The 21,239-nt window shown below is 43.7% G+C and carries 26 protein-coding genes and 2 tRNA genes; 21 read left to right on the forward strand and 7 right to left on the reverse strand.

Going from position 1 to position 21,239, the window contains the following annotated elements:
- A partial coding sequence (locus NZ952_04015) for a hypothetical protein (protein MCS7120352.1) occupies positions 1-297 on the reverse strand: 297 nt, incomplete at its 3' end.
- A 247-nt stretch (positions 298-544) separates the two neighbouring features.
- Here NZ952_04015 and NZ952_04020 point away from each other — a divergent pair.
- The 10 genes from NZ952_04020 to NZ952_04065 all read left to right on the forward strand — a co-directional run bounded on the left by NZ952_04020 (position 545) and on the right by NZ952_04065 (position 9,227).
- Entirely contained in the window at positions 545-1,267 is a 723-nt protein-coding gene (locus NZ952_04020; protein MCS7120353.1) for a hypothetical protein, read from the forward strand.
- 2 nt (positions 1,268-1,269) lie between these two features.
- Positions 1,270-1,932, forward strand: a complete 663-nt coding sequence (locus NZ952_04025; protein ID MCS7120354.1) for a flagellin — start codon at positions 1,270-1,272, stop codon at positions 1,930-1,932.
- Between the two features lie 108 nt (positions 1,933-2,040).
- Entirely contained in the window at positions 2,041-2,811 is a 771-nt protein-coding gene (locus NZ952_04030; protein ID MCS7120355.1) for a hypothetical protein, read from the forward strand.
- Positions 2,811-3,308 (forward strand): flagellin, encoded by a 498-nt coding sequence (locus NZ952_04035; GenBank protein MCS7120356.1) that lies wholly within the window; start codon positions 2,811-2,813, stop codon positions 3,306-3,308. The genes NZ952_04030 and NZ952_04035 overlap by 1 nt, the downstream gene beginning before the upstream one ends.
- A 12-nt stretch (positions 3,309-3,320) precedes the next feature.
- Positions 3,321-3,833: a hypothetical protein gene (locus NZ952_04040; protein ID MCS7120357.1), complete on the forward strand. Its 513-nt coding sequence runs from the start codon at positions 3,321-3,323 to the stop codon at positions 3,831-3,833.
- Positions 3,820-4,530, forward strand: coding sequence for a hypothetical protein (locus NZ952_04045; GenBank protein ID MCS7120358.1), 711 nt, complete (start codon positions 3,820-3,822; stop codon positions 4,528-4,530). Before NZ952_04040 ends, NZ952_04045 begins: the two co-directional genes overlap by 14 nt.
- Positions 4,531-6,207: a type II/IV secretion system ATPase subunit gene (locus NZ952_04050; GenBank protein MCS7120359.1), complete on the forward strand. Its 1,677-nt coding sequence runs from the start codon at positions 4,531-4,533 to the stop codon at positions 6,205-6,207.
- Positions 6,189-7,775, forward strand: coding sequence for a hypothetical protein (locus NZ952_04055; protein ID MCS7120360.1), 1,587 nt, complete (start codon positions 6,189-6,191; stop codon positions 7,773-7,775). The genes NZ952_04050 and NZ952_04055 overlap by 19 nt, the downstream gene beginning before the upstream one ends.
- Positions 7,776-7,879: 104 nt before the next feature.
- The gene (locus tag NZ952_04060; protein ID MCS7120361.1) at positions 7,880-8,152 is read left to right on the forward strand and encodes a hypothetical protein; all 273 of its coding nucleotides are present in this window, start codon (positions 7,880-7,882) and stop codon (positions 8,150-8,152) included.
- A 574-nt stretch (positions 8,153-8,726) separates the two neighbouring features.
- Positions 8,727-9,227: a hypothetical protein gene (locus tag NZ952_04065; protein MCS7120362.1), complete on the forward strand. Its 501-nt coding sequence runs from the start codon at positions 8,727-8,729 to the stop codon at positions 9,225-9,227.
- A gap of 33 nt (positions 9,228-9,260) precedes the next feature.
- Here NZ952_04065 and NZ952_04070 read toward each other — a convergent pair.
- Both NZ952_04070 and NZ952_04075 read right to left on the reverse strand, forming a co-directional pair.
- Positions 9,261-9,367 (reverse strand) — tRNA-OTHER (locus NZ952_04070).
- A gap of 153 nt (positions 9,368-9,520) precedes the next feature.
- Positions 9,521-9,904 carry a cyclophilin-like fold protein gene (locus NZ952_04075; protein MCS7120363.1) on the reverse strand — a complete coding sequence of 128 codons (384 nt, stop codon included), beginning with the start codon at positions 9,902-9,904 and terminating at the stop codon, positions 9,521-9,523.
- Positions 9,905-10,079: 175 nt separating this feature from the next.
- Here NZ952_04075 and NZ952_04080 point away from each other — a divergent pair, with 175 nt between their 5' ends.
- A complete protein-coding gene (locus tag NZ952_04080) occupies positions 10,080-11,000 on the forward strand; it encodes a malate dehydrogenase (GenBank protein ID MCS7120364.1) in 921 nt (306 codons plus the stop codon).
- A 19-nt stretch (positions 11,001-11,019) separates the two neighbouring features.
- Here NZ952_04080 and NZ952_04085 read toward each other — a convergent pair whose 3' ends face one another.
- Positions 11,020-11,775 (reverse strand): TrmB family transcriptional regulator, encoded by a 756-nt coding sequence (locus NZ952_04085; protein MCS7120365.1) that lies wholly within the window; start codon positions 11,773-11,775, stop codon positions 11,020-11,022.
- A gap of 95 nt (positions 11,776-11,870) precedes the next feature.
- Here NZ952_04085 and NZ952_04090 point away from each other — a divergent pair, with 95 nt between their 5' ends.
- Together NZ952_04090 and NZ952_04095 are read left to right on the forward strand one after the other, a co-directional pair.
- Positions 11,871-13,355 (forward strand): radical SAM protein, encoded by a 1,485-nt coding sequence (locus NZ952_04090; protein ID MCS7120366.1) that lies wholly within the window; start codon positions 11,871-11,873, stop codon positions 13,353-13,355.
- Positions 13,356-13,392: 37 nt separating this feature from the next.
- Positions 13,393-13,725: a 30S ribosomal protein S25e gene (locus NZ952_04095; protein ID MCS7120367.1), complete on the forward strand. Its 333-nt coding sequence runs from the start codon at positions 13,393-13,395 to the stop codon at positions 13,723-13,725.
- 49 nt (positions 13,726-13,774) lie between these two features.
- On the opposite strand, the gene NZ952_04100 is transcribed toward NZ952_04095, so the two are convergent.
- Complete coding sequence (locus NZ952_04100) at positions 13,775-14,221, reverse strand: cyclophilin-like fold protein (protein MCS7120368.1); 447 nt, start codon at positions 14,219-14,221, stop codon at positions 13,775-13,777.
- 8 nt (positions 14,222-14,229) lie between these two features.
- Here NZ952_04100 and NZ952_04105 point away from each other — a divergent pair, with 8 nt between their 5' ends.
- The 6 genes from NZ952_04105 to NZ952_04130 all read left to right on the forward strand — a co-directional run bounded on the left by NZ952_04105 (position 14,230) and on the right by NZ952_04130 (position 18,036).
- Complete coding sequence (locus tag NZ952_04105; GenBank protein MCS7120369.1) at positions 14,230-14,442, forward strand: hypothetical protein; 213 nt, start codon at positions 14,230-14,232, stop codon at positions 14,440-14,442.
- Positions 14,443-14,512: 70 nt separating this feature from the next.
- The gene (locus tag NZ952_04110) at positions 14,513-15,628 is read left to right on the forward strand and encodes a glycosyltransferase family 2 protein (protein MCS7120370.1); all 1,116 of its coding nucleotides are present in this window, start codon (positions 14,513-14,515) and stop codon (positions 15,626-15,628) included.
- A gap of 111 nt (positions 15,629-15,739) precedes the next feature.
- Positions 15,740-16,015: a hypothetical protein gene (locus tag NZ952_04115; GenBank protein MCS7120371.1), complete on the forward strand. Its 276-nt coding sequence runs from the start codon at positions 15,740-15,742 to the stop codon at positions 16,013-16,015.
- 117 nt (positions 16,016-16,132) lie between these two features.
- The gene (locus NZ952_04120; GenBank protein ID MCS7120372.1) at positions 16,133-16,426 is read left to right on the forward strand and encodes a winged helix-turn-helix domain-containing protein; all 294 of its coding nucleotides are present in this window, start codon (positions 16,133-16,135) and stop codon (positions 16,424-16,426) included.
- A gap of 513 nt (positions 16,427-16,939) precedes the next feature.
- Positions 16,940-17,017, forward strand: a tRNA-Pro gene (locus tag NZ952_04125).
- A gap of 80 nt (positions 17,018-17,097) precedes the next feature.
- Positions 17,098-18,036, forward strand: a complete 939-nt coding sequence (locus NZ952_04130) for a hypothetical protein (protein ID MCS7120373.1) — start codon at positions 17,098-17,100, stop codon at positions 18,034-18,036.
- Positions 18,037-18,057: 21 nt separating this feature from the next.
- Here the strand turns inward: NZ952_04130 and NZ952_04135 are convergent, their stop codons facing one another.
- Positions 18,058-19,506 (reverse strand): M48 family metalloprotease, encoded by a 1,449-nt coding sequence (locus NZ952_04135; GenBank protein MCS7120374.1) that lies wholly within the window; start codon positions 19,504-19,506, stop codon positions 18,058-18,060.
- A 206-nt stretch (positions 19,507-19,712) separates the two neighbouring features.
- Here NZ952_04135 and NZ952_04140 point away from each other — a divergent pair, with 206 nt between their 5' ends.
- The gene (locus NZ952_04140; protein ID MCS7120375.1) at positions 19,713-19,979 is read left to right on the forward strand and encodes a ribonucleoprotein; all 267 of its coding nucleotides are present in this window, start codon (positions 19,713-19,715) and stop codon (positions 19,977-19,979) included.
- Positions 19,980-20,237: 258 nt separating this feature from the next.
- Here NZ952_04140 and NZ952_04145 read toward each other — a convergent pair whose 3' ends face one another.
- Complete coding sequence (locus tag NZ952_04145; GenBank protein ID MCS7120376.1) at positions 20,238-20,789, reverse strand: hypothetical protein; 552 nt, start codon at positions 20,787-20,789, stop codon at positions 20,238-20,240.
- A gap of 178 nt (positions 20,790-20,967) precedes the next feature.
- Here NZ952_04145 and NZ952_04150 point away from each other — a divergent pair, with 178 nt between their 5' ends.
- A complete protein-coding gene (locus NZ952_04150) occupies positions 20,968-21,198 on the forward strand; it encodes an Lrp/AsnC ligand binding domain-containing protein (GenBank protein ID MCS7120377.1) in 231 nt (76 codons plus the stop codon).
- Positions 21,199-21,239 lie beyond the last annotated feature (41 nt).

Below are 21,239 nucleotides of genomic sequence, written 5' to 3' on the forward strand. Positions count from 1 at the left end.
ATACTCGAAAACCATTCCCCGCCTGACGGTTTGAATCTTAAGTTCACGACCATTAATGTGAAATGTAACTGCAGTCGCGCCGATACCTACCTTCTTGAACTCGTCCCAGTTTTCGCATAAGATCTTGAAGCTGCCCTTCACCTGGGCATTCGCCCTTGCCTCCGTTTTCTCAGCGGTGGCTGAGATGGTCTTAAAAACCTTCTCTAGCTTCCTGGTCGCCGCGTCAAGCATCTTCTCATGCTCTTTAAGGGCGCTTATAACGAAGTCCAGGGTTGTCATCTTGGCTGAGTCAGACATAACCCTAAACCTCTAGGATCATAGAATCGACGTGCCTTTATAAACGGCTTATGCATAGAGAATAGGTAATCACTATTCATTTTTGCTTAATGTTTAATCATGCCATAAGACGATTCCATCCCCGACCACGGAAAAGTGGCGGCAGACAAGGTTAATGTAATGGTTCTTCGCCACGTCCCATTGGTTCACAACCGTATTAAATCTTCTGACCCCAATATTTGACCCGTAAAGAAAAAAAGGGGTAAATATGAAAATGCAGAGAGTCGAGAAGAAGAAGCGAGGGATGGTCGGCGTAGAAGCCGCCATAATACTAATAGCCTTCGTGATCGTCGCTGCTGCATTCAGCTTCATGGTCGTCAACATGGGCCTATACGCCACACAGAGGGGTCGAGAGGTGATAAATCAGGGGATAACGGAGTCAGGCTGCCCACTAACGATTGATGGTACGATACTCGTCTGGTCGAATAAGACTGGACAGGCGGACGCCTTCATCATCCCATTGAAGACCATGGGCACGAAATGGGTTGCGATGGCTAAGAACGAGACGGTTGTATCCCTTATGATCAACTCTAAGGCATGGGCAAATGTCTATCAGGGAATCGGCGTTTTCAACGGATCAGAGCCGAGGAAACAAATAGACCCAACTAACCTCAGATACGAAACCATCATAGCCAATCTGACGAAGGGCATAGAAAACATAAGAGAACCAACATGGTGGGGCCAGTTATACAATAATGAGACCGGAACCTACATAACAGGCGCGGTCTTGGTTGTCGAGAACAGCAACGGCGACGACTCATTGCACTACTATGAGAAAGGATTCCTCATAATCATCCTCGACGAAGAGAATAAGGCTCCGGGAAGATCTACGGTGGTCATCGAGATAAGACCTGAAAAGGGCGCCCCATTGACTATAGAGTTCGTGATTCCTGAAGCTCTAACTAAAAACTCTTATGTAACGGCGGGATAAAAATGCGCAGGCAAAAAAATAGAAGGTGCGGTCGGAAAAGTAGGCGTGCCATCGTAGGCATCGAGGCCGCCATCGTCCTCATCGCCTTCGTTGTGATCGCTTCGGCGCTTGCCTACGTAGTCATCAACATGGGCTTCTTCTCAGCCCAGAAAGCGAAAGAGACGATCACCCGCGGTGTACAGGAATCCACAAGCGCGCTCCAGCTGGATGGATCAGTGATGGGAAAGACAAATCAGACAAGGCATCTTGTCTACCTGCTCTTCCCAGTGAAGCTATCAGTAGGAAAGTCCGAGGTTGACCTTCATCAGGATACGATTGTGCTCTCGATAGGTGGAAGCGTCATCCTCCTAGACGTATATAAGGGGGTAGTCAATGAGTCCGCGGTCGGACTGACTGAGGACCCAAGCGACTTAGACGAAATATTAACGAAGGTCTTCCCTAACGTCAGCACCCCAGCCGCATTCGCCATACTCTACAATGATGATAACGACACTGTGCTGGAGAACTTCGAGAAGGCCTTCTTCCTAATAGATCTTGGAAACCGCGGGCTACGGGAATATGACATAATAAAGATCGAGGTGAAGACGGGCTCGGGAGCGGCGTTGATGATCCAGAGATCTGTTCCCGGCGGACTGCCGGAGAAAGATTACGTGGACCTCAACTAGTAGGGTCCCTGCCCCCATTTTCTTCAGAATTCTGAGTCTTCTGACCCGTATTCAACGTTCATAATACATTAAATTCTCTATGCCCTCAGAAGCTTCTGAGGACGACTTATGAGCCAGAATACTGCCAAAGCGGAGGAAAAGGATAGTGGGGGTGCTCAGGGCGCCAGCGGAGCCATGAGTGAAGGGCGCATAGAAGAGCTGGAGAAGAAGCTAGAACAGTTGAAGGCAAGTGTCAATGAATCCTCATCTGAGATGAAGAGGACAGTTGATGATCTCAGGAAAGCTGTCGTAGACATAAGATCAGCTGTGAGCGAGATCGAGAACCCCTTCAACCTACTACGTGTAATCACGAATGAGAAGGATCTGGGCAAGGTAATCGAAGCGAGACCAATGATCGAGAAGAGATTTGCTCCAAAGGGAACAGGAACAACGGAGACTGAGGAAAGGGTCGGCGAGGAGAAAGTGGCGGAGGAGCAGGTTGAAGCTCCGCCTGCAAAGGAGGAGATTAAAGAAGCTCCAGTTGTGCCACAATCCAAGGCTTCCACATCAGTTCAGCCAGATAGCCTCGAAGACGGAGCAGCTTTTCTCCGTTGGGTCTACTTAATGCTGGACGTCGGCTTCGACGAAGAAATCCTGCATGGTCTCTGCAAGTATTTTGAATACGTGGGAATAGTCCCGAGAGGCGCTTCAGATCATCTCGCAGGCTTAATATCTACAGTCGTAAATGCAAGGTCTAAGGGACTGCTAGTGGAGGACCTAGAGCTCGCCATGTATTCAGCGGCTGAAGCCGTCGGAAAAACAGTCAAGCCAGATAAGATAAGCAGTCTACTTCTCCAAGTCCTCAAGAGGAATAAGCTTGAGAGGATGATAAAGGAGTAATGGGCTTCTCAACAACGCTCACTGAAGTCATAATCCTGATTGCCTCAATAGTCTTGGCAAGCGGAACCGCAGCCTACGCCATATATGCAGGGGTATCCCTCCAGAGCAACATCGTCCAAAACCTTGACACTTTTAAAAGAAACATTCATACGAGGGTGGATGTCGGGTATGCAGCGATTGACACTTCAACAAGCCCAGCACATTTCGTCATCTACGTCAAGAATACAGGGACCCTCCCAATCACGGATTACTCATCCCTTGACGTATATGTTGGAACGTATGGAAGGGCTCTACTATACTCCTATAGTGCAAGTGCCGAGCCTGGAAGCGGGAGATTCAGCTTGTCTGACGTGGACGGAGACGGTGTCTGGGAACCCTACGAAACCGCCACAATTCGAGCCTACCCCACAGCCGAGCCTACCGGCAGCGTATACGAAGTCAAAATCATCCCCTACAGGGGGATACCTTCAACCTACATATTTCCCTCACAGCCTTAGAGGAGGACAAATATGGGCTTCTCCGTTACAATAGCCTCAACAATAATCCTTATAGGGCTAGTAGCCTTTGCAGGCGCGGTTGCCTCCTCCCTCATGTTCACTCTCGAGAATATCGCAGCATTTACAGATATTTCTAATCGCACAGGCTCAAATGTCGATATCAAGTTAAACATAACCAGCCTAGAAGCTCGGAGGATCTCTTTCTACGTGAAGAATAGGGGTTCAAAACCAATCTTTTTCATGGGTCAACAAGACTATAAATGGAACACGGTGATAATCTCGTATGATAGCGACGGCTTAAGATCATATGTCATCGAGGATTACGTGATCTCTGAGGTGAGAGTTGAGGGGACTAATGTCACATTCAATGTCCATGGCCACCAGTACATAAATCCAGGTGAGGAAGCCCTCATCGAGGTTTACCTGCCGCAGTTGGCGCCTGACATCCCCCAGAACGCCGTCGTCCTCGTCATATTCATCTCTCATTATGGCTCTACAGCCATGAAGGAGGGTGTCAGAAATTAAGCTCATACAGTTAGGAATCCCCGATCTTGACGCATGTTTGGGCGGAGGTTTCCCTCACCCCTGCCTAGCAAGCATCGAGGGCGACTATGGATCTGGAAAAACGGCCTTGACTCAGCAGATAGTTCTCGCCATGTTAAAGGCTGGGCTCAATGTATGCGTGGTCACTAGCGAAACAACAGTTAGAGAATATTTGAATATGATGTATTCGATCAAGCTTGATGCTTATCCCTACTATCTAAGCAGAAAACTGGATATTTACCCGTTGCATGTGGAGGGTGGACGTTGGAGCCAGTTTCTCTCCTCACTCTTCTGCAGAGTGACGAGAGGATTTCTCGAGCTTAGGAAAGAACGCTATGACGCTGTGGCAATCGACAGCCTGAGCGTCTTGACCGTTGATACTCCACCACATGAATTCCTAACCTTCATCACTAGGATGAAGAATCTGGTTGCGGATGGCAAGACTATTGTGCTGACGTTCCACCCAAACTTTCTCCCCGAAAAGTCTGTTATGAAACTGAAGGCATCATCAGATGTCTATCTAATAATATCTAATGCGAAAGTTGCAGGGATGCCTGTGAAGATTCTCAAGGTGGTTAAGCTCTGGGGCACGAGTGGAGAAAGGAAGGGCTCGGTGACGCTTGAGATAAACCCTCACCTCGGCCTGAGGGTTCTGCCCTTAGGAGACGTGAGGATCTAGATGGCTATCTCAAGCTTGAAGGTTCCCGTTTCCAAGCCTAAGGCGGCCGTAAATAAGGATGAGAAAGGGAAAGAAGAGATAAGCATATTCGAATACGAGATACCTGAAACATTGGAGGAAGCGCTTGAGAAATATCCGTATCTGAAAACCTACATTGAAAGTTTGGAGACGCAGCCCATATACGTTAATGACCCAAGCCTAGAGATCGGGTCTGATAAACCAAATGTCATTTACCCACTGAGTTACGGAGCATTCGTTCACATCTCCGTCGGAGATGAGATGGGAAAATATAATCTAATTGAGCCGAAGAAGCCTGACAGGAAGATACTGGATCAGGTTGAGGACGCCATTGCAAAACTAGTTAGTGAAAGGGAAGTCTCTATAAGGGATGAACGTGAGAAGGAAAGGGCCCTTGTTAGACTGTTCAGGGAAGCGATTAGGAGGAAGATGCTAAAGATCCCGCCAGACGTACAGATGGATGCCCTTTACCACTTCTTAAGAGAGAAGGTTGGCCATGGAGTACTGGACGACTTTTTGGCAGATCCATGGCTAGAAGATGTCAGTGTTCCTGGAGAGGGAAAAGTATACGTGTACCATAAGTTCTTCGGATCTCTCGAGAGCAACATCGAACTATCAAAGGAGGACACGAACAATCTTCTGAGAACACTCTCGGAGAGATATGGAAAGGTCTTGAGTTTCACCCATCCCATCATTGATGTCCACCTTCCAGACGGCTCAAGATTTAACATTGTATTCGGGGAGGACATCAGCCTTAAAGGGAGTAACTTCACAATCCGAAAGTTCCCGAAGGAACCCATATCTGTCGCGCATTTGATAAGGTGGTCCACATTCTCGCCTGAGCTAGGCGCCTATATGTGGATCCTTCTGGAGGTTGGGGTTTCATGTTTCATCTGTGGAGAGACCGCGTCTGGAAAGACGACGACGCTGAATGCATTCGCAGGCATGATAAGACCTAACGCCAAGATTGTCAGCATAGAAGAGACGCCTGAGGTTAATCTGCCACATCGGAACTGGGTTCGGGAGGTAACTAGGATGCATACTGGAAGCATGGTTACAATGTTCGACCTTCTCAAGGCTGCTCTCAGACAGAGGCCAGACCAGATCATTGTTGGAGAGATCAGGGGTGAGGAGGGAAGGATTGCATTTCAAGCGATCGAGACAGGTCACCCCGTGATGTCAACTATCCACGCAGGTGACCTTGAGCAGCTGTTCCAGAGGCTGACATCAGATCCCATTAATGTGCCCAAAGCCCACATAAGCGGCCTTAACCTCGCCGTCTTCCAGAATAGGATAAAACGTGGAACCAAGCTCGTCAGGAGAGTAACCTCAGTAAACGAGATCTTAGGCTACGATCTCGAAGAAGGCAGCCTGAACTATCTTCCCACATTCATCTATGATGCCGACCGCGACCACCTGCGCTTCACGGGAACAAGCTTCATGATGGAAACCAAGGTTCTGCCATTCAGGGGCTGGACGAAGGATAGGCTTCCAGACTTGTATGATGAGCTTAGGAGACGGGCGGAGATCCTCAAGATTCTGGCGGACAAGAATCCCAGGTTCCGCAATGTTTGGAGAACAGTGATAGAAGTTGAGAACAGGGGGTTTGACGCCGTCTACTGGAAGATTAAGGAGGGAAAATGCGACTGGCTAAGTTGAGACTGAGCAGATTTTTCCTACCCCTCATCGCTGTCCCAACAGCAACCTACCTCTTATACTCATTCATTAGGGGCGAGCTGAATTGGGTTCAAATAATCTTCTCAGTATTTGCCCTCATAATGGGTTTATTCTTCTACTATTACATGAGAGAAAAGCCCCCTACAAAGATCGATGAGAAACTTGTAACCTTCCTACTCCACATGTATGCGGTCTCTCATGGTCAAGTGGATGCTGAAGACCTTGTAAATGTGGTAGCCGACAACCCTGATTATGGCTACTATAGTAAAGTCTTCCGGAAGATCCGAAGCTTAGCTAAGGACCTGGGTTATGGATTCACAAAGGCGACCGCAAAGATTGCAGAGACGGTAAAGACTCCATTGAAGGATATCTTAGTAAGATGCGTAGAAGTCTTCTCAACGACGCAGCCGAAGGGGTATCTTGAGCTCGAGGAGACGACGATGGCGGAAGAGTACTCAGGCTACTATCAGAGGTCAATAGAGTCAATTAGAACTATAGGCGGGATATTCAGCACGATCCAAAGCGTTATCGTCTTCATAGTTATGACGCTTGACATCTTAACAATATTCATGGCCGATCCAAACGTCGTTTACTATGCTTATGGAGTCTCAGCGGTTGCAATATTGGCCATATATGCGGGTCTCAGGGCCGTTGTCCCCGGAGATGCTTTAATCCATATGGACCGTAAGAATCAACCTGCACTCTACAGAAATTTTAAGCTCTCGCTTCCAATTGCCGCTGCATGCATTGCTCCCACAATAATCATAGCTAGGATGCTCGGCGTACCATTCGCCATGCTATTCTACGGAGCTATTCTCGTTTTTCCAGGTCTCCTAGCTAATAAGTTTGAGTACTTCGTATACAAGATTGACGAGCATTACCCGACGTTCATAAAGGCGCTCGGCGAAAACATGGCTTCAACCTCGGATATGAAGGCTGCCCTCTCATACGTTCTCTACATGGAGCTCGGCCCCCTCAAGGCTTTGTTGAAGAAGGCGCTAGCGAGGGCGAGGCTGGGATTAAGCAATGAGAAGGCTTTGGCAATGCTCTCGGCCGAGGCTGGATCACATCGGGTTCACTCCATGAATAAGATTTTTGTGGATGCGGTGAACTTTGGAGGGGATCCGCTCCAGATTGGCACACTAATAGGTAATAGGTGTGTTAGGCTGCTAGAATTTAGGAAGAGGAGACTCTCGGTTGAGAAGAGCTTCGAGGCCGTCGTCTTCCTTCTTCAGCCACTCTCTGTTGCCCTACTAATAATCCTTACATTCCTTTGTCGATACTTCTCCCAGAGCCTCATGTCTCTCCCATACTTCACGTTCGGGGAGATACCTATCTCAGTGGTTGAGATTGGGAATATTATCATAATTGTTCTTATCACGATTACCAATGCGTTGGGGCTTAATGTGGCTAAGGGGGGGTTTTGGGGAACCACGCTGCTCTATGCTGGGATTCTTCTAATGCTCAGTGGGGTTGCTTGGCTTGGCGCCGAATTGTTCATGAACATCGCCTTCGGCACCACGCTTCAGGGCTTTGAACAACTGATCTGAAAGCCGTAGCAATGGACCGAGCCAAAGTCATGGACCTTGGGTTCAGAAGCAATTTAAATTCATGTAGGAGATATAGATGGCAAAGACATGTCAGGTGAATGTGTATGAAGAGACGTTCAAGATTTGAAGTCTACCTCGACCTGCTGAAGGCGGTACGTGAAACGAGTAAGCCAACCCATATAGGAAATATGACCAATCTATCATGGAAGGACACGATGAAGCACCTGAAGTTCCTTGAGCAAGAGGGCTTCGTAAAGGCTATCAAGAAACCCAACGGAAGAGCAGAATATAAGTTGACTCCTAGAGGTCTAGAGGCATTAGAATCATTAGAGAGGGTTACAGAAGCGCTAACGCCAAGCGTTGAAACTGCCCGCTAGACTTCAGAAGTTCTAAGAGAGTCCAGAAAAGACCTGCAGAGAGGGCCTCCCCTATTCAGGCATTCACCATTCTTACCGGAAACATAGACCGGACAGATACGCCAGAACCTGCATCGGGCAGCATCATGACGCTCAGCCTCTAAAACAGTTCGCATACTCATGCCGTCCGGCACTCCAAGGCAGATCTCAAAAAATTACATAATAAAGAATTTGTGAACCCGACCCACGTACTCCAAAACCGTTAGTAACCTACATTATGTTGCCCCTGATCACAGGGGACGTCGATAGCCTCGACTCAGTACTCGGATTGTTTTTCTCACACTTTTCAACATAGACTGATGTGTAGCGGATGAGATGCTCGACAACGTTTTGGTCTAGTTATTTTTATTTTTCGGATAGGCTATAGCATTCTGATTGCTTAATATAAAGCGATAGATAGTTTCGAAAATTTGTTATGAAGTTTCCCTTCACAAGTTACAAAAATAAGACATACAACATCCTCTTGGTCTTCACCTTAGTCTAGTGTGAGGTTAAGCAGTGATATAGAAACGGCGGAATATGAGGGGGATTAAAGATGGTGAAATACTCGTCTGGGTCCGGAGAAGGCTCGGTCAAGAGAATTAAGGCAAACTGCCTACTGAGCATTGGAAAAGAGACCGTCTCATCAGACATGGTGGATGTGGAGGTCATAGAGGAAGAGGAAGGAAACAAGACAATCTGCATCTCTCTTTACAGTGGAGACCATGAATTCCGAAGAAACGCCTCGATTGTAATCACAACAATGGATATGGAGAAAATACTTAGGGTGGTTGGAGAGAGCTACGAGCAGAGGCTTAACAGGCTAAAAAGGAACTTCGTCATAGGAACGAAAGATGGCAGATGCCCGCTCTGTTATAGGCGAGAGACCCTAATACTAATCAGAGGTGGGATATCCGGATGTCGATCATGCTTAGAAGCCTTAAGAGATCTACTGAAAGAGGAAACAGAATCAATAGAAGCCGCAAAGACGTCCAAATATTCTGATAATGGCCTAGAAAATTGGCGCTGCAAAGGAGAATATGAGGAAAGTGAATAGAAATCCATCCTCATGGAGGATCAGCGAGTTTTTTGGCGGGCCCGGAGGGATTTGAACCCTCGACCTCAGGCTTTCTCCTTGTAACCGAAGGCCTTCGCAGGTTAGACCTTCTGCGCCCCGTCCGTCTGGGCTACGGGCCCTTTATTCTAGTCTTACAATTTAGGTGTACCTATAATGTAGAATGTTATTGATAGTTATAAAGCCGTTCTTCAAATTTTATGAAGGGGAGCGTTTGGACGCGGAGTTTATGATCGCATCTGTCGACCAGTCATGCTGATATTATGCAGAGATCTTTATGCTTTCTCTATTCGGATCTTGTCTCCACTCTTAACTTTCTTGAATATTTTGGGATCGCCTTTTACTCTAGCGAATACGTTAACTGGGTCGGCGGGTCGTATCTCGCCTTTCTTACTTATAGGTGTTGGTCCAAAGAATATACAGAATCCTCTTCCAGGAGGCCAGTATCCAATGTCACCGAGTTCAACGACCTCCTGCGCGTTCTCTTCATCAAGCTTTACAGGTATGGAAAAGTATATTTCATCTCCCCACGTGTATGCACGAGCTTCAATTGGGAGGGCATTCCATATTGCATTTGCCGTTTGGGGATTCTTTTCTTCAAGTAGTTCTGCTTCAACTTCACCAATCTTCTCACTTATGATTTTAATTCTCCTAGTCAATTTGGCTCCTCCACTTTTAGATCATTTTCTCAATACATCTTAATTCTGCTTAATTACTTTTCCATTCCGATTTCTAGCCTGCCTGAATAGACATGGCGATCTGGTCAGAAATATCCGGATTGCAGGATTAATTGACAGTAAATGTTAAGCATGGCTAAGTGATTAACATTTTTTCATGGATAAAGTGGCAATTGTCGGTGTCGGAAATTTAGGTTCATGCATAGCCTATGAGGTAGCAAATAGGGGCATTGTTGATGAGCTAGTCTTGATTGACCTGTATAAGGAACTTGCTGAGGGACATGCTGAGGATATTGCGCAGGCCATTGCTTTTCGAAATGACACAGATGTTTTCGCAGGAGATTATAGCGAAATCAGAGGGGCTAAGATAATTGTTGTAGCAGCTGGAAAACCCAGAACTCCGGACATGAAGTCTAGAATGGAACTTCTAGAATCGAACAGGCGGATAATTGAGTCTGTAGCCTCTGAGATTAAATCTCACCTGTCAGGAAAACGGCCGATCATTATCACTCTCACTAATCCTGTAGATGTTATGAACTACCTCATGCAGAAAGCCACCAACATAGACCGTATGAGGGTAATCGGCAGTGCAGGTATGTTGGATTCATCGAGATTCAGAACAATTCTCAAGCAGCGGTTTAATGTTCAGGTCACAGATATAGAAACGTACGTTATCGGAGAGCATGGAGAGCATCAAGTACCATTATTCAGCCACGTTAAGATTAAAGGGGAAAAGAAAACATTTGATTTAAAGGAGCAGGAAGAGATTCTCAGAGAGATTAAATCGTCTGCCTCCAGGATAATATCTAAGAAGGGTGCAACTATTTTTGCTCCAGCAAATAATACGGTTAACATGATCGAGATGATCCTGAAAAACGAAAAGAAGATCTGCATATGTTCTGTCCTATTATGTGGGGAGTACGGCCTTCGAGACGTAAGCATTGGGGTCCCGGTTATTCTTGGACCGAGCGGCGTCGAAAAGATTCTCGAATACGACTTGAGCGAGGTAGAGAAGCAGAGGTTCATCGAAGGGGCCAATTATATTAAGGCGGCGATAAATGATGTGCTTAAAAAATGACCACTTTCACCCTTTCTTTTCATTCAAAATCTTTAGCGGTATTCCAAAGATGCTGAAAATAGTCCTTTGCAAATTTCACTAAGCCAATATGATCGGCCCATATCACTAACGGATGCTTAGCATCGCCTAAATAAAGCAACGCCTCACGACCATCTACTATTACACCGCCGCCGAACATGTTATCTCGTCTTCTTACTTCACCAATTCCCATGAGAAGATCAATATACTCTTCAAAGCCATCTGAGACCAAAACGAATACTTTTACTCCCCGGCTCTTTGCTAGGATAAGGCTTTCTTTAATAAGTTGAATTAAGGGTTTGATAGAAGCAGGTAGCGCCAACATGGCTTCACTCTCAGCCCCAAAAATTATCTCTTTTAGTTTGGCTGTAGCGTCAAACTCCCCACGTAGGATCCAGATGTCCGGCTTCTCTCGAATTTCACGCCTAACGTAAAGTGGCTGCAGCTCTTCCAAAATTTTCTCGCTAAGATGCTTCATCCTTTTTTCAATCCTAAGCCTTTCAGCTTCAACCGCCTCAACAGGAGACTTGGGATAATACCTCTTAGGTCTCTCAGAGCGACTTTCAACCCAGCCCTTTCTCTCAAGCGAATTAAGAACCTCATATATCTTTGAGTAAGGTATATTGGCGTCTTTACTGATTTGCCCGGCAGTTGTCGCTCCCACTCTTAAAAGATTGATGTAGGCCCTAATTTCATATTCCGTCAACCCTAGACCACTTAAGATTTCTTTTGCTACATTGCTAATTTCTTCGGCCACCGCAACCTTTCACCTTATGAAAAGTTTGGAAACCCTATTATAGGTAACTGGTTTAAGTAATAAATATTTACACCTTAAAGTGGTGAAATATGAGAATACTTAAACACACGAAGAGCTTATGCCCAGAATGCCTTAAAGTTATCGATGCCATGGTTTTTGAAGAGAATAATGTTGTCTACCTTAGGAAAGAGTGCCTAGACCATGGTCCATTTGAAGATGTGTACTGGTCCAATTATGAACAATTTGAACGCGCTATGACTTTTGAACAGATTGGCAGTGGACTTGAGAACCCTCGGACAGAGATTAAACTTAACTGTCCCTATGATTGTGGGATATGTCCTCAACATAAATCTCACACGGTCCTAGCGATAATAGATGTTACAAACCGCTGCAACCTGAGATGTCCCGTCTGCTTTGCTACTGCTGGAACTACGGGGTATGTATACGAGCCTACGAAGGAAGAAATAAAAAACATGCTTGTCAACCTGAGAAGCAATAAGCCTATCCCCACAGTTGCCCTACAGTATTCCGGCGGTGAGCCGACCATAAGAGATGATCTTCCAGAGCTCATCAAGATGGCGAAAGACCTAGGTATTAGACACGTGGAGGTTAATACAAATGGGCTTAAAATGGCCACAAGCGTAGACTATTGCCGTAAATTAAAGGAGGCTGGAATGAGCACAGTATACCTACAATTTGACGGTGTAACCCCGGATGTATACAAGTTTACTAGGGGCGCAGATCTATTAGAGGTAAAAAAGAGGGTTATTGAAAACTGTAGAAAAGCAGGTATTGACAGCATCGTGCTCGTGGTCACGTTAATCAAGGGGATAAATGATCAGCAGATCGGCGACATCATAAAGTTCGCTATTGACAACTTCGATGTGGTTCGATGCGTAAATGTGCAGCCAGTATCTTTCTGTGGCAGAGTACCTGAAAAGGAGAGGAAGGAAATGCGAATAACGATTCCGGATTTCATGAGACTTGTTGAAGAACAGACTGGAGGAAAGATTAAGGCAAAGGACTTTTACCCTGTTCCCGTCGTCGTACCCGTTTCACGTGCAGTAGGAGCATTAAAGAAGAAAAGGTATGTAGAGTTCACTACTCATCCACATTGCGGAGTTGCTACCTTCGTCCTTGTCGAGAATGGAGAGATAGTACCCATAACGAGATACGCTGATGTTGATAGGTTTATGAATTCTTTGGAAAAGGTTTGGGAAGAATCATTAAAGGGTCATGACTCTAAGGCCAAAATGCGGTTACTTACCTCAATTCGCTACATAAACTTTGGTTTCATCAGAAAATATCTTTGGCCAGTATTAAGGGATGGGAGCTATGAAGCTCTTGGTGACTTTCAAAGGAAAGTTCTTATGATATCAGCTATGCACTTCATGGATCCATACAACTTTGATCTCGAGAGAGTTCAAAGATGCTGCATACACTATGCAACACCGGATGGAAGAATAATACCCTTCTGCACAATGAACTCTATTCATAGGTATAACATTGAAAGAAGAATCGGTGTTCCCTTAGAAGAATGGAATCAAAAGCGCGGTCTTCAAGGTCAGAGAAACATATAAATCTAACAATACGCCTCCCTTTTATGAGGCGTCAAGTATGGGAGGAGGAAAAAAGAAGCCAACATTATCACAACTAGCTAAAAGTCAATTGAAAGAAGAAGCTAAAACTGACAGCAAATCTTCGAAGCGTAGTGGTCCAGCAGCTACAGAAAAAAAGACGCTTCGAATCCTTTCTCCAGATTTAGACGATAAAAGCATTATTAAAGAGATTGAAAAGATGAAAGTTCTAACCCCATATTCGGTTGCTTCCAGATTTAACATTCGGCTAAGCGTAGCCAAAGACTTTCTGGAGGAGCTACAGCGCAAAGGTATCATAACATTTGTGTATGGAGGAGGAAACGTAAAGATCTATAGACCTGCGGTGCAATAGAGACGGAAACTGAATTAAAAGATACGCGTGATCAAAAGTAGACTGATATTTACTTGGACATGCTCTTCTCAAGCCTAATTTTCGTTCCACTTTTTACCTGTCGAAAAATATCTAGATTCTCAGTTACCCTGCCAATCATGTTTACTCTGCCATGCGACCTCGCGTCATTATAGAATATACAGATGGTCTTTCCCATAGGCCAATATACGATTGAACCCTTCTCTACAACAGTCTTAGCTTTCTCTTCACCAACAATTATTGGAACCTCAACGCGGACTTCGTTCTCCCATATTGCCGCTCTACCCTCAAGGGGCAGTTTTCTCGATATAGCGTCCACGGTTCTAGGAGCGAGAAAGCGTATCAATTCACCTTTTGCTTCGCCCAATCCGTTAACTACGATTCTGATGTTTATGCGCGAGATATTATTGCTCAGCCTGCCTCCCTCAAAAGAGGGTACTTGGAAAGTTTTAATAAAGGATTCGCTATTCAAATTCATTGATTAACATGTTTCACGTAGAAGATATTGCAGGAAAAACGAAAGATCTGGAAAGGCAAAGAGACAAACTTGTCGATGAGTTAAAAAATCTGGAAGAAAGACGGAAAAAAGGAGAACTAAGCGAGGAGGCATATAAGGAGAAGAGGCGAGAATTGGAGAGGCAAATTGTGGAAGTCATGGATCGTCTTGCTCAAATGCGTTTCTTTTCAGGAGAGACATAACTTCTTAGGTTAGGTTTCAATCCCTATCCTGAAAAAGGCTTTAATTATACTATAAAACCTAATTAGATTAATGTCTAATCTCAGCATTTTCATCCCTGTCTATAAGGAGTCTGAACTTCTCGAACAGTTACTTAATACATTATTGTCTGACCCATTTGAAGATAAGGAAATATTCGTGATAATCGATGAACCGACGCCCAATAGTCTCGGTTTGGAGAAAAAGTTCAGCAGTAAAGTCACCTTTATATGGAACGGAAAGAGAAAGGGAAAAGCTAACGCATTAAACGAAGTCATCGGAAAATCTAGTGGAGAGATACTCCTCTTTCTTGATTCTGATGTGATGATAAAAAATAACTCAAATGGATTCTTATCTAGAATCTACGCCGAAACTTCAAAAGCTGATATAGTTGAGGTTAAGAAGTTCGTAATAAGAGATTCAATTCTTTCAAGAATTGTAAACTATGATTATCTTGGCTTCAATTTTACAAGCTGGTTCCTCTCAAAAAAACTTGGAAAGTGTTTAGGACTTAATGGAGCTGCATTTGCAATTAGGAGAGAGACTTTCATCAAGCTCGGCGGATTTAGAAAAGTGATTCTGGAAGATTTGGATATTGGAATAAGATCGTTCAGGGAAGGCTTAGCCTACAAGTTTCTTGATGATATTGAGATTTATACAAGGGCACCTCCATCTTGGCGACAATGGTTCGAACAAAGGAAACGCTGGGGAATTGGCGGTGCATTATGGCTTAGGGAAAATCTGGGATACCTACTAAAAATAGTCAAGCAGCATCCTTCCGTAGTTCTTCCACCTCTCTTCTTCATGTTTCCGTTTCTTCCCTTCTTCCTCTTCATTCTATTCACGCCTGACGAGTTATATGTAAAGACAATTTATCTCGCGTTAATTTTCTTCTCAACCCAAACCAGCATCCTCCTCCCTCCAACAGCATTTACAGCATCATCGCTTGCCCTCTTGAAGTGCTTTATACCATTGGTTGGAAGTATCGGAGTATACTCCTCACTTTTTGGCTGGATTACGAGAAAAATGAATACAGCGTTTCATCCGGTCGAGTTTGCGGCTTTCTACCTAATCTACTCTCCGATTTGGCTACTCATAATAGTCGTTAGCATAGTGAAAGTGTATGCTAAAATCGGTGAAACTAGAATTGACTGGAAAGTTGACAATTAATTAAAATCATTGGGGCCACTAATTTCAGAGCTCCGATAACAGAAAACTTCAAATAATCAATGCCTAGAAAATATGGGTACAATCCAAATTCAATACAGCGATGGATAAAGAATGAGCGTTGAAGAAGAAAAAGGAAGATGCAGCTATCTGGACTTGCTTGTATCTACGCTTAGACAACATGAGAGAAACCTTGACAACCTAGTGAATAGACTTGAAACAATAATAAGTGAACTTGCAGCAAAAGAGGGGGTGAATACGGCAAACGAGAACGCAAAAGAGGGAAAGAAGGAGAAGACCTCTGATCCCCCCGTCACAGTCGCATACCTAAAAATAAAATTTAATAATCTGGATGAAGCCTTAAGGGTGATCGAATCCCTGAAGGAATAAAGAAAATTTAATTCTTGACCGTTAAACATGTATTCTTGAGTCAGATCGTTCATAAAGCTTATAAATATATGCATATGTATCTACATGTTACCAGCAAACCTTCTCGGCGGTGACTGGATGTCTAGAAGGTCACAGATGGAAATCTATATAGACATCCTTAAGGCAGTTGCCGAGGGTAGAAGAAGACCAACCCACGTTATGTGCCGTGCAAATCTTTCATGGACAAGACTTAAAAGGTATATTGACTTCCTCGCGAGCCAAGATCTTATACGAGAGGAAGAAGAAGAGGGAACCATAATCTTCTCATTGACACAAAAAGGGAGAGATGTAATCTCCTATTTCCGTAGGATTGAAGGGGATCTTTACAAGAGAAAGCGGATCATCCCATCAGAAGTTTACGTGCGCCCATGAATTATAGACATTGCTCCCCATTTTTTTCTTGTTCATAATATGAACACTCATTAAACTATTAATGACTTGCCGCTTTACTCCTCTATCTTCTACTTTACTGCGCACGAAAATCTAGGCAAAAATGGCGTCAAAAGATTGGCGAATTCGGCCCAGAGGCTTTGCTGGCTTATGCCCAAGGTGGAGTAAGAAACAAATCGCATAGTACATAACCATCACTTAATCGAAGCCTTGCTCACAATACTGAGCCTTTGTAAGAAACGGACTTTGTACATTTCTAGGCTAGCGCCAAACATCTCAAGTAACTTTAACGCGTTAAACCCGTCTTGAACGTGGGATTCTGCTCTTCTATAGGATGTGTATCCACCACCTTTGTTCTCCATCTGCAAGCTGGCTGAGAAGTAGAGGAGGCTAAGCAGCTTATAGAATCAGAGTACAAGGTTTTTATCGATATGTCCGGGGTTAAGTTATTTAGGAACCTGAAGCTAATCCTTTATGGGCGCTAATGACGGAAAAGGGGTCGTCGGCTAGCATGGTCTAGGCTATGAGCCTCGGGCGCTCGTGACCCCGGTTCAAATCCGGGCGACCCCACCAAGCAAAAAATTTTATGCCTTATAATTAATCAGGTAAGTTTATATCTTGGATCTATAAAATTCTGAAATCTTAAGATAAATATGGACCTATTAATTAGCATATTAGCTATCCTGACAGGCATCATATTGATTCACATCGGATCAAAGGAGGTGGTTTTTTCCGCATTATCGCTATCAGAAAGGATTAATCTTCATAAAGCCGCAGTTGGAGCAATTTTCGTAGCTCTGGCAACGTCTCTCCCAGAATTCGTAACCTCTCTTGTTGCAGCTCTTTCAGTCTCTAGCTATATGGCGCTGGGGAATATTATTGGATCCAACATTTATAATGTTCCTCTCGTCCTCGGCATATGCGGATTGATACGAGAATTTAGAATTAAGGATAATCCAGTGAAAGATCAGTGTCTCTTCATGATCGGGATGTCAGGTATGATAACATTAATATCCTTGGTGTTTGGTGCAGTAACATGGTGGATCGCCTTAAGTTTTTTGGCAGCGTATCCCATCATTATCTTCTATCATATTCGTAGAGGAAACGGGAGTGGCCAGACCGTAAACGGCTCTATTCGCTTGGATGCGAAGATTATTGCAGCCATTATTCTAGGCGGCGCTATACTAGCTTGCGGAAGTTACCTACTTGTTCATGGAGCGCTATCCGTTGTTAATGCCCTTGGAATAACACACTTCTATGCAGGACTGACGATACTCTCATTTGGTTGCATCATCCCCGAATTGGCAGTTTCGGTCGCTGCTGCCATTCGAGGAGAAGAAGAAATTTCGATAGGAAATGTTATAGGCGATAACATCATAACAATGACCCTCGTCTTGGGATCGGTTGGATTGATTAGACCTTTCGTCGTTTCATTTTTTGATATTATATCTACGGTTCCCTTCATGATTCTTGTCACCCTTATTCTATATGCTATGGCTCTTAGAAGATGCAAAGTGACGAAGGTTTGGAGCGTGTTAATGCTTGCTTTAGCCGGGATATTCCTTCTTGAAATCTCGTACAATGTTATTTAAGCGTGCCCTTTTTGGCTTCTCTTAAATTCGTTTAATATCTTCGAGTAGACCTTCTATACAATCCCTTATAGACTGTAAGAAGGGATGCCTAATCTTACGAAGGTTTTCAATACTTTCAAGTCGCTTAACCCTGAAGGATACTGGAGGATGAGGATTCATGCCGAACCATGTTCCAAGCCAGTTACCCTGTGACCTTTCCATTTGGATCCGCCGATAGCCTATTTTCCTAAGCGCATTGGCCAAAATTTCAGGCGTGCCCAAGTTTATTGCGGACTCTAAATCCGCCCTAGCCTCAAAAAACTTAGCTATAAAGTAAATTACGGAAATAGCTAAGAAGAAATAGAACAACCCAAAGAAGTAGAGAATGTTCCATAACCAATAAACTCTGAGAAGATACTCGGTGTTGACTAAGATAGAAAGTGCTAAGGGATCCCTCCTTTTCACGTGACTTAACTCATGCCCAACAACGGCATAGATCTCGTCCTCATCCAGTTGAACGAGTAGACCAGTCGTAATTAGAACTAAACCGAGTCTCGGAGTTGGTCCCGTCGCAGCTGCATTAGGCACTATGATGTTAGATATCATAATTTTTGGAATAGGTATCCCGAATTTCTCAGCTACGCTCTTTACAATACTATATACATCAATAGTTCTTATCACTAAGTTTTCAGGTTTAATATAGAGACCATGCCTATGGAACACGTCTCTAGCAACTTCATATGTGAGAGGTTGCCCCAGACTTAAGGTTCTATCGTAAATCTCTTTTTTCATCTGAAGAAACCTTTCCTTTCCGAAATTTTGTTTAACAAAAGCAAACTGTTCTGGCGAAAGATGATACTGCAAAATGTGAACATATGGGCTCGAAGGGGTTATCGTCCAATCTCCCATAGTTGCAACGATCTTGTCTGAAAACAGAACTGTCAAGAACTGTAGGACAACGAGGATCAATGGATAATATTCAATGGGTAAACCAAGAACTTCTGTGACCGTTATAAACAGGACATAACTCATAATAATAAAGATCATGAAGAAGACAAGCATGTTCCCCAAAAAAATCCTACTTATCAGCTTTCTTCTTCTATCAACAGTTTTCTCTGGAACCATCCTAGCCTCCGGAACCCATGCAAAGTAAATAGTTGTCTGCCGCATCTTTTCCTCGAAAAGCTGAACCGCTATAATGAGGTCATCCTTGAGTCTAGACAAAACATCCTTTGGAACATCGCCGAAAGGAAACATTTTAACTTCGATTGGATTGCCAAATGCAACTTCAATGTCGACATACCAAAAACCATGCATGTCCACAGCTGTAAAGGCTAGCACTTCTCGACCATTTTCAAACCAACGTCTAACATTTGTAAATCTTCGATGTAGCGGAACTAGGTACTCACGATAAATGAAAAGCAGCAGTTCACCCAGATATGCAGGAGCAATCTCCGTTCTAATCAAGAAGGAGTAAACATTTGATGCCATTTTTGGTCTCCATTGTTCCAGATTACTTAAGAAATCTACACTTATAAACGTGTATGCTTACACACTCAACTTCAACGGAGCATGAAATTTTCCTTTTGCGTCAAACAAGAATTAGAAGAACTTGTAACAGAGACTTTTAAAGCTTTTCGATAAACTTTTTATACGATTAGCCTAAAATCTCATAATGCAAAGTCTGGCGGTATCTTATGGAACCTAGCAAGAAACCTCTTAACATGTTAACTAGAGAGCTGAACGGTTACATTGCCATTGTGCTGAAAAATGGCGTTGAGTACAGAGGGAAAATGGTTCATTGTGACAGTTACATGAATATAATTTTGGATGGGGCGTCTGAATACAATAACGGCAACCTGCTTGCTCACTATGGTCAAGTTCTAGTCCGAGGAAACAATATTCTATACATAATTCTAAATGCTACACCAACGAAAGAGAATGCTTACAAACCACCAGAATAGCTAGGTGGCAACCAACATTTATTACCACAAAAAATTTAAAATGTGTGCTTCTCTCATGTTTTATTTTGGACGATGAAGAGATCGAGGTACACTGACCCATCGGAGAATGACTGCCTTTTCCCGCTTCTGAGTCCATGTATCCTAAGACGCCCTTCAAGTTTAACTTCATTTCTGCAATCAGAAACATACGAACGTTCATCAAATTTTGTGACTAACCGAAAATGGATCCCCAATTTTATTATGAGGAGTACTGGGACCTCAGCTTAACGCGCTTTCCCTAATCTTTTGGTACATCTTTTCCAATGTCCACCTTATCGCAGATGTAATCTCTCGCTCTCTTTGACCGTCAACATTTTTAATAATTATTTGTTTCAACATATTTTCTTCCGCTATTATCTCAAATGAAAAAATCTTCTCTTGGGAAATTTTACCTTCACGCGCAAGTTCTTCATCTTTATTCTTCATCTTATTCAGAATCTTGTCGACAAAAAATGATGAAAACGGAGGCGTTTTTGTATTAAATAGTTTGCTCGGATCTGGAATAATTCGCATAGATCCTTCATCAATATAGATGTTACCAAGTACTTCTCCACCGTCAGTTCTTAGTTCTACGGTTCTAGTTTTTTTCTGCAGAGCAGTAACGTGAGGCTTTGTAATCTCCTCCGCCTTCTTAAAGCTTTTCTCAACAAGAGCTTCATTGACAAATTCCAAGAGATCCCTAAGGTCATCTAACTCTGCTTCTAGATTCTTAACTCTTGATTCCAGTTTCTCTCTTAACTCCGCAAATCTCCTAATTCTATCTTCTTCCATTACCCATTCATTCCTTCCTTAATAATCACCGAAATCTCAACCCTGGCCCTCATGCCCTAAGAATTGATAATTCGCCTTTTCTTAAAAGGTTTTTTAAGCTAACAAGGGACTAGGTCATAAATCGTTCCGATAGATTTTTCTGTAGTATACACTAAAAATTTAAAGCGGTGCCATTTCTATGCAGGTGAACGTCTACATTTTTATCCAGGTAGAAAAGGGTGAACCTTGGCAGGTTGCAAAAGAGGTCTCAAGAATTGAGGGAGTCAAAACTGCTCATACAGTTACTGGTCAATACGATGTAATTGTTTTCGCCGAGCTTGAGAGCCTAGATGCACTCAAAGATTTGGTTAAAAGCATTCATCAAATAGAAGGCGTACAACATACTCAGACAGCAGTATGTATACCATAGATGAACTAAAATCGTCTTCCAATTTTTTTTATTTTTTTATT

This window comes from Candidatus Bathyarchaeota archaeon, assembly GCA_025059045.1.
Taxonomy (GTDB): Archaea; Thermoproteota; Bathyarchaeia; order Bathyarchaeales; family DTEX01; genus JANXEA01.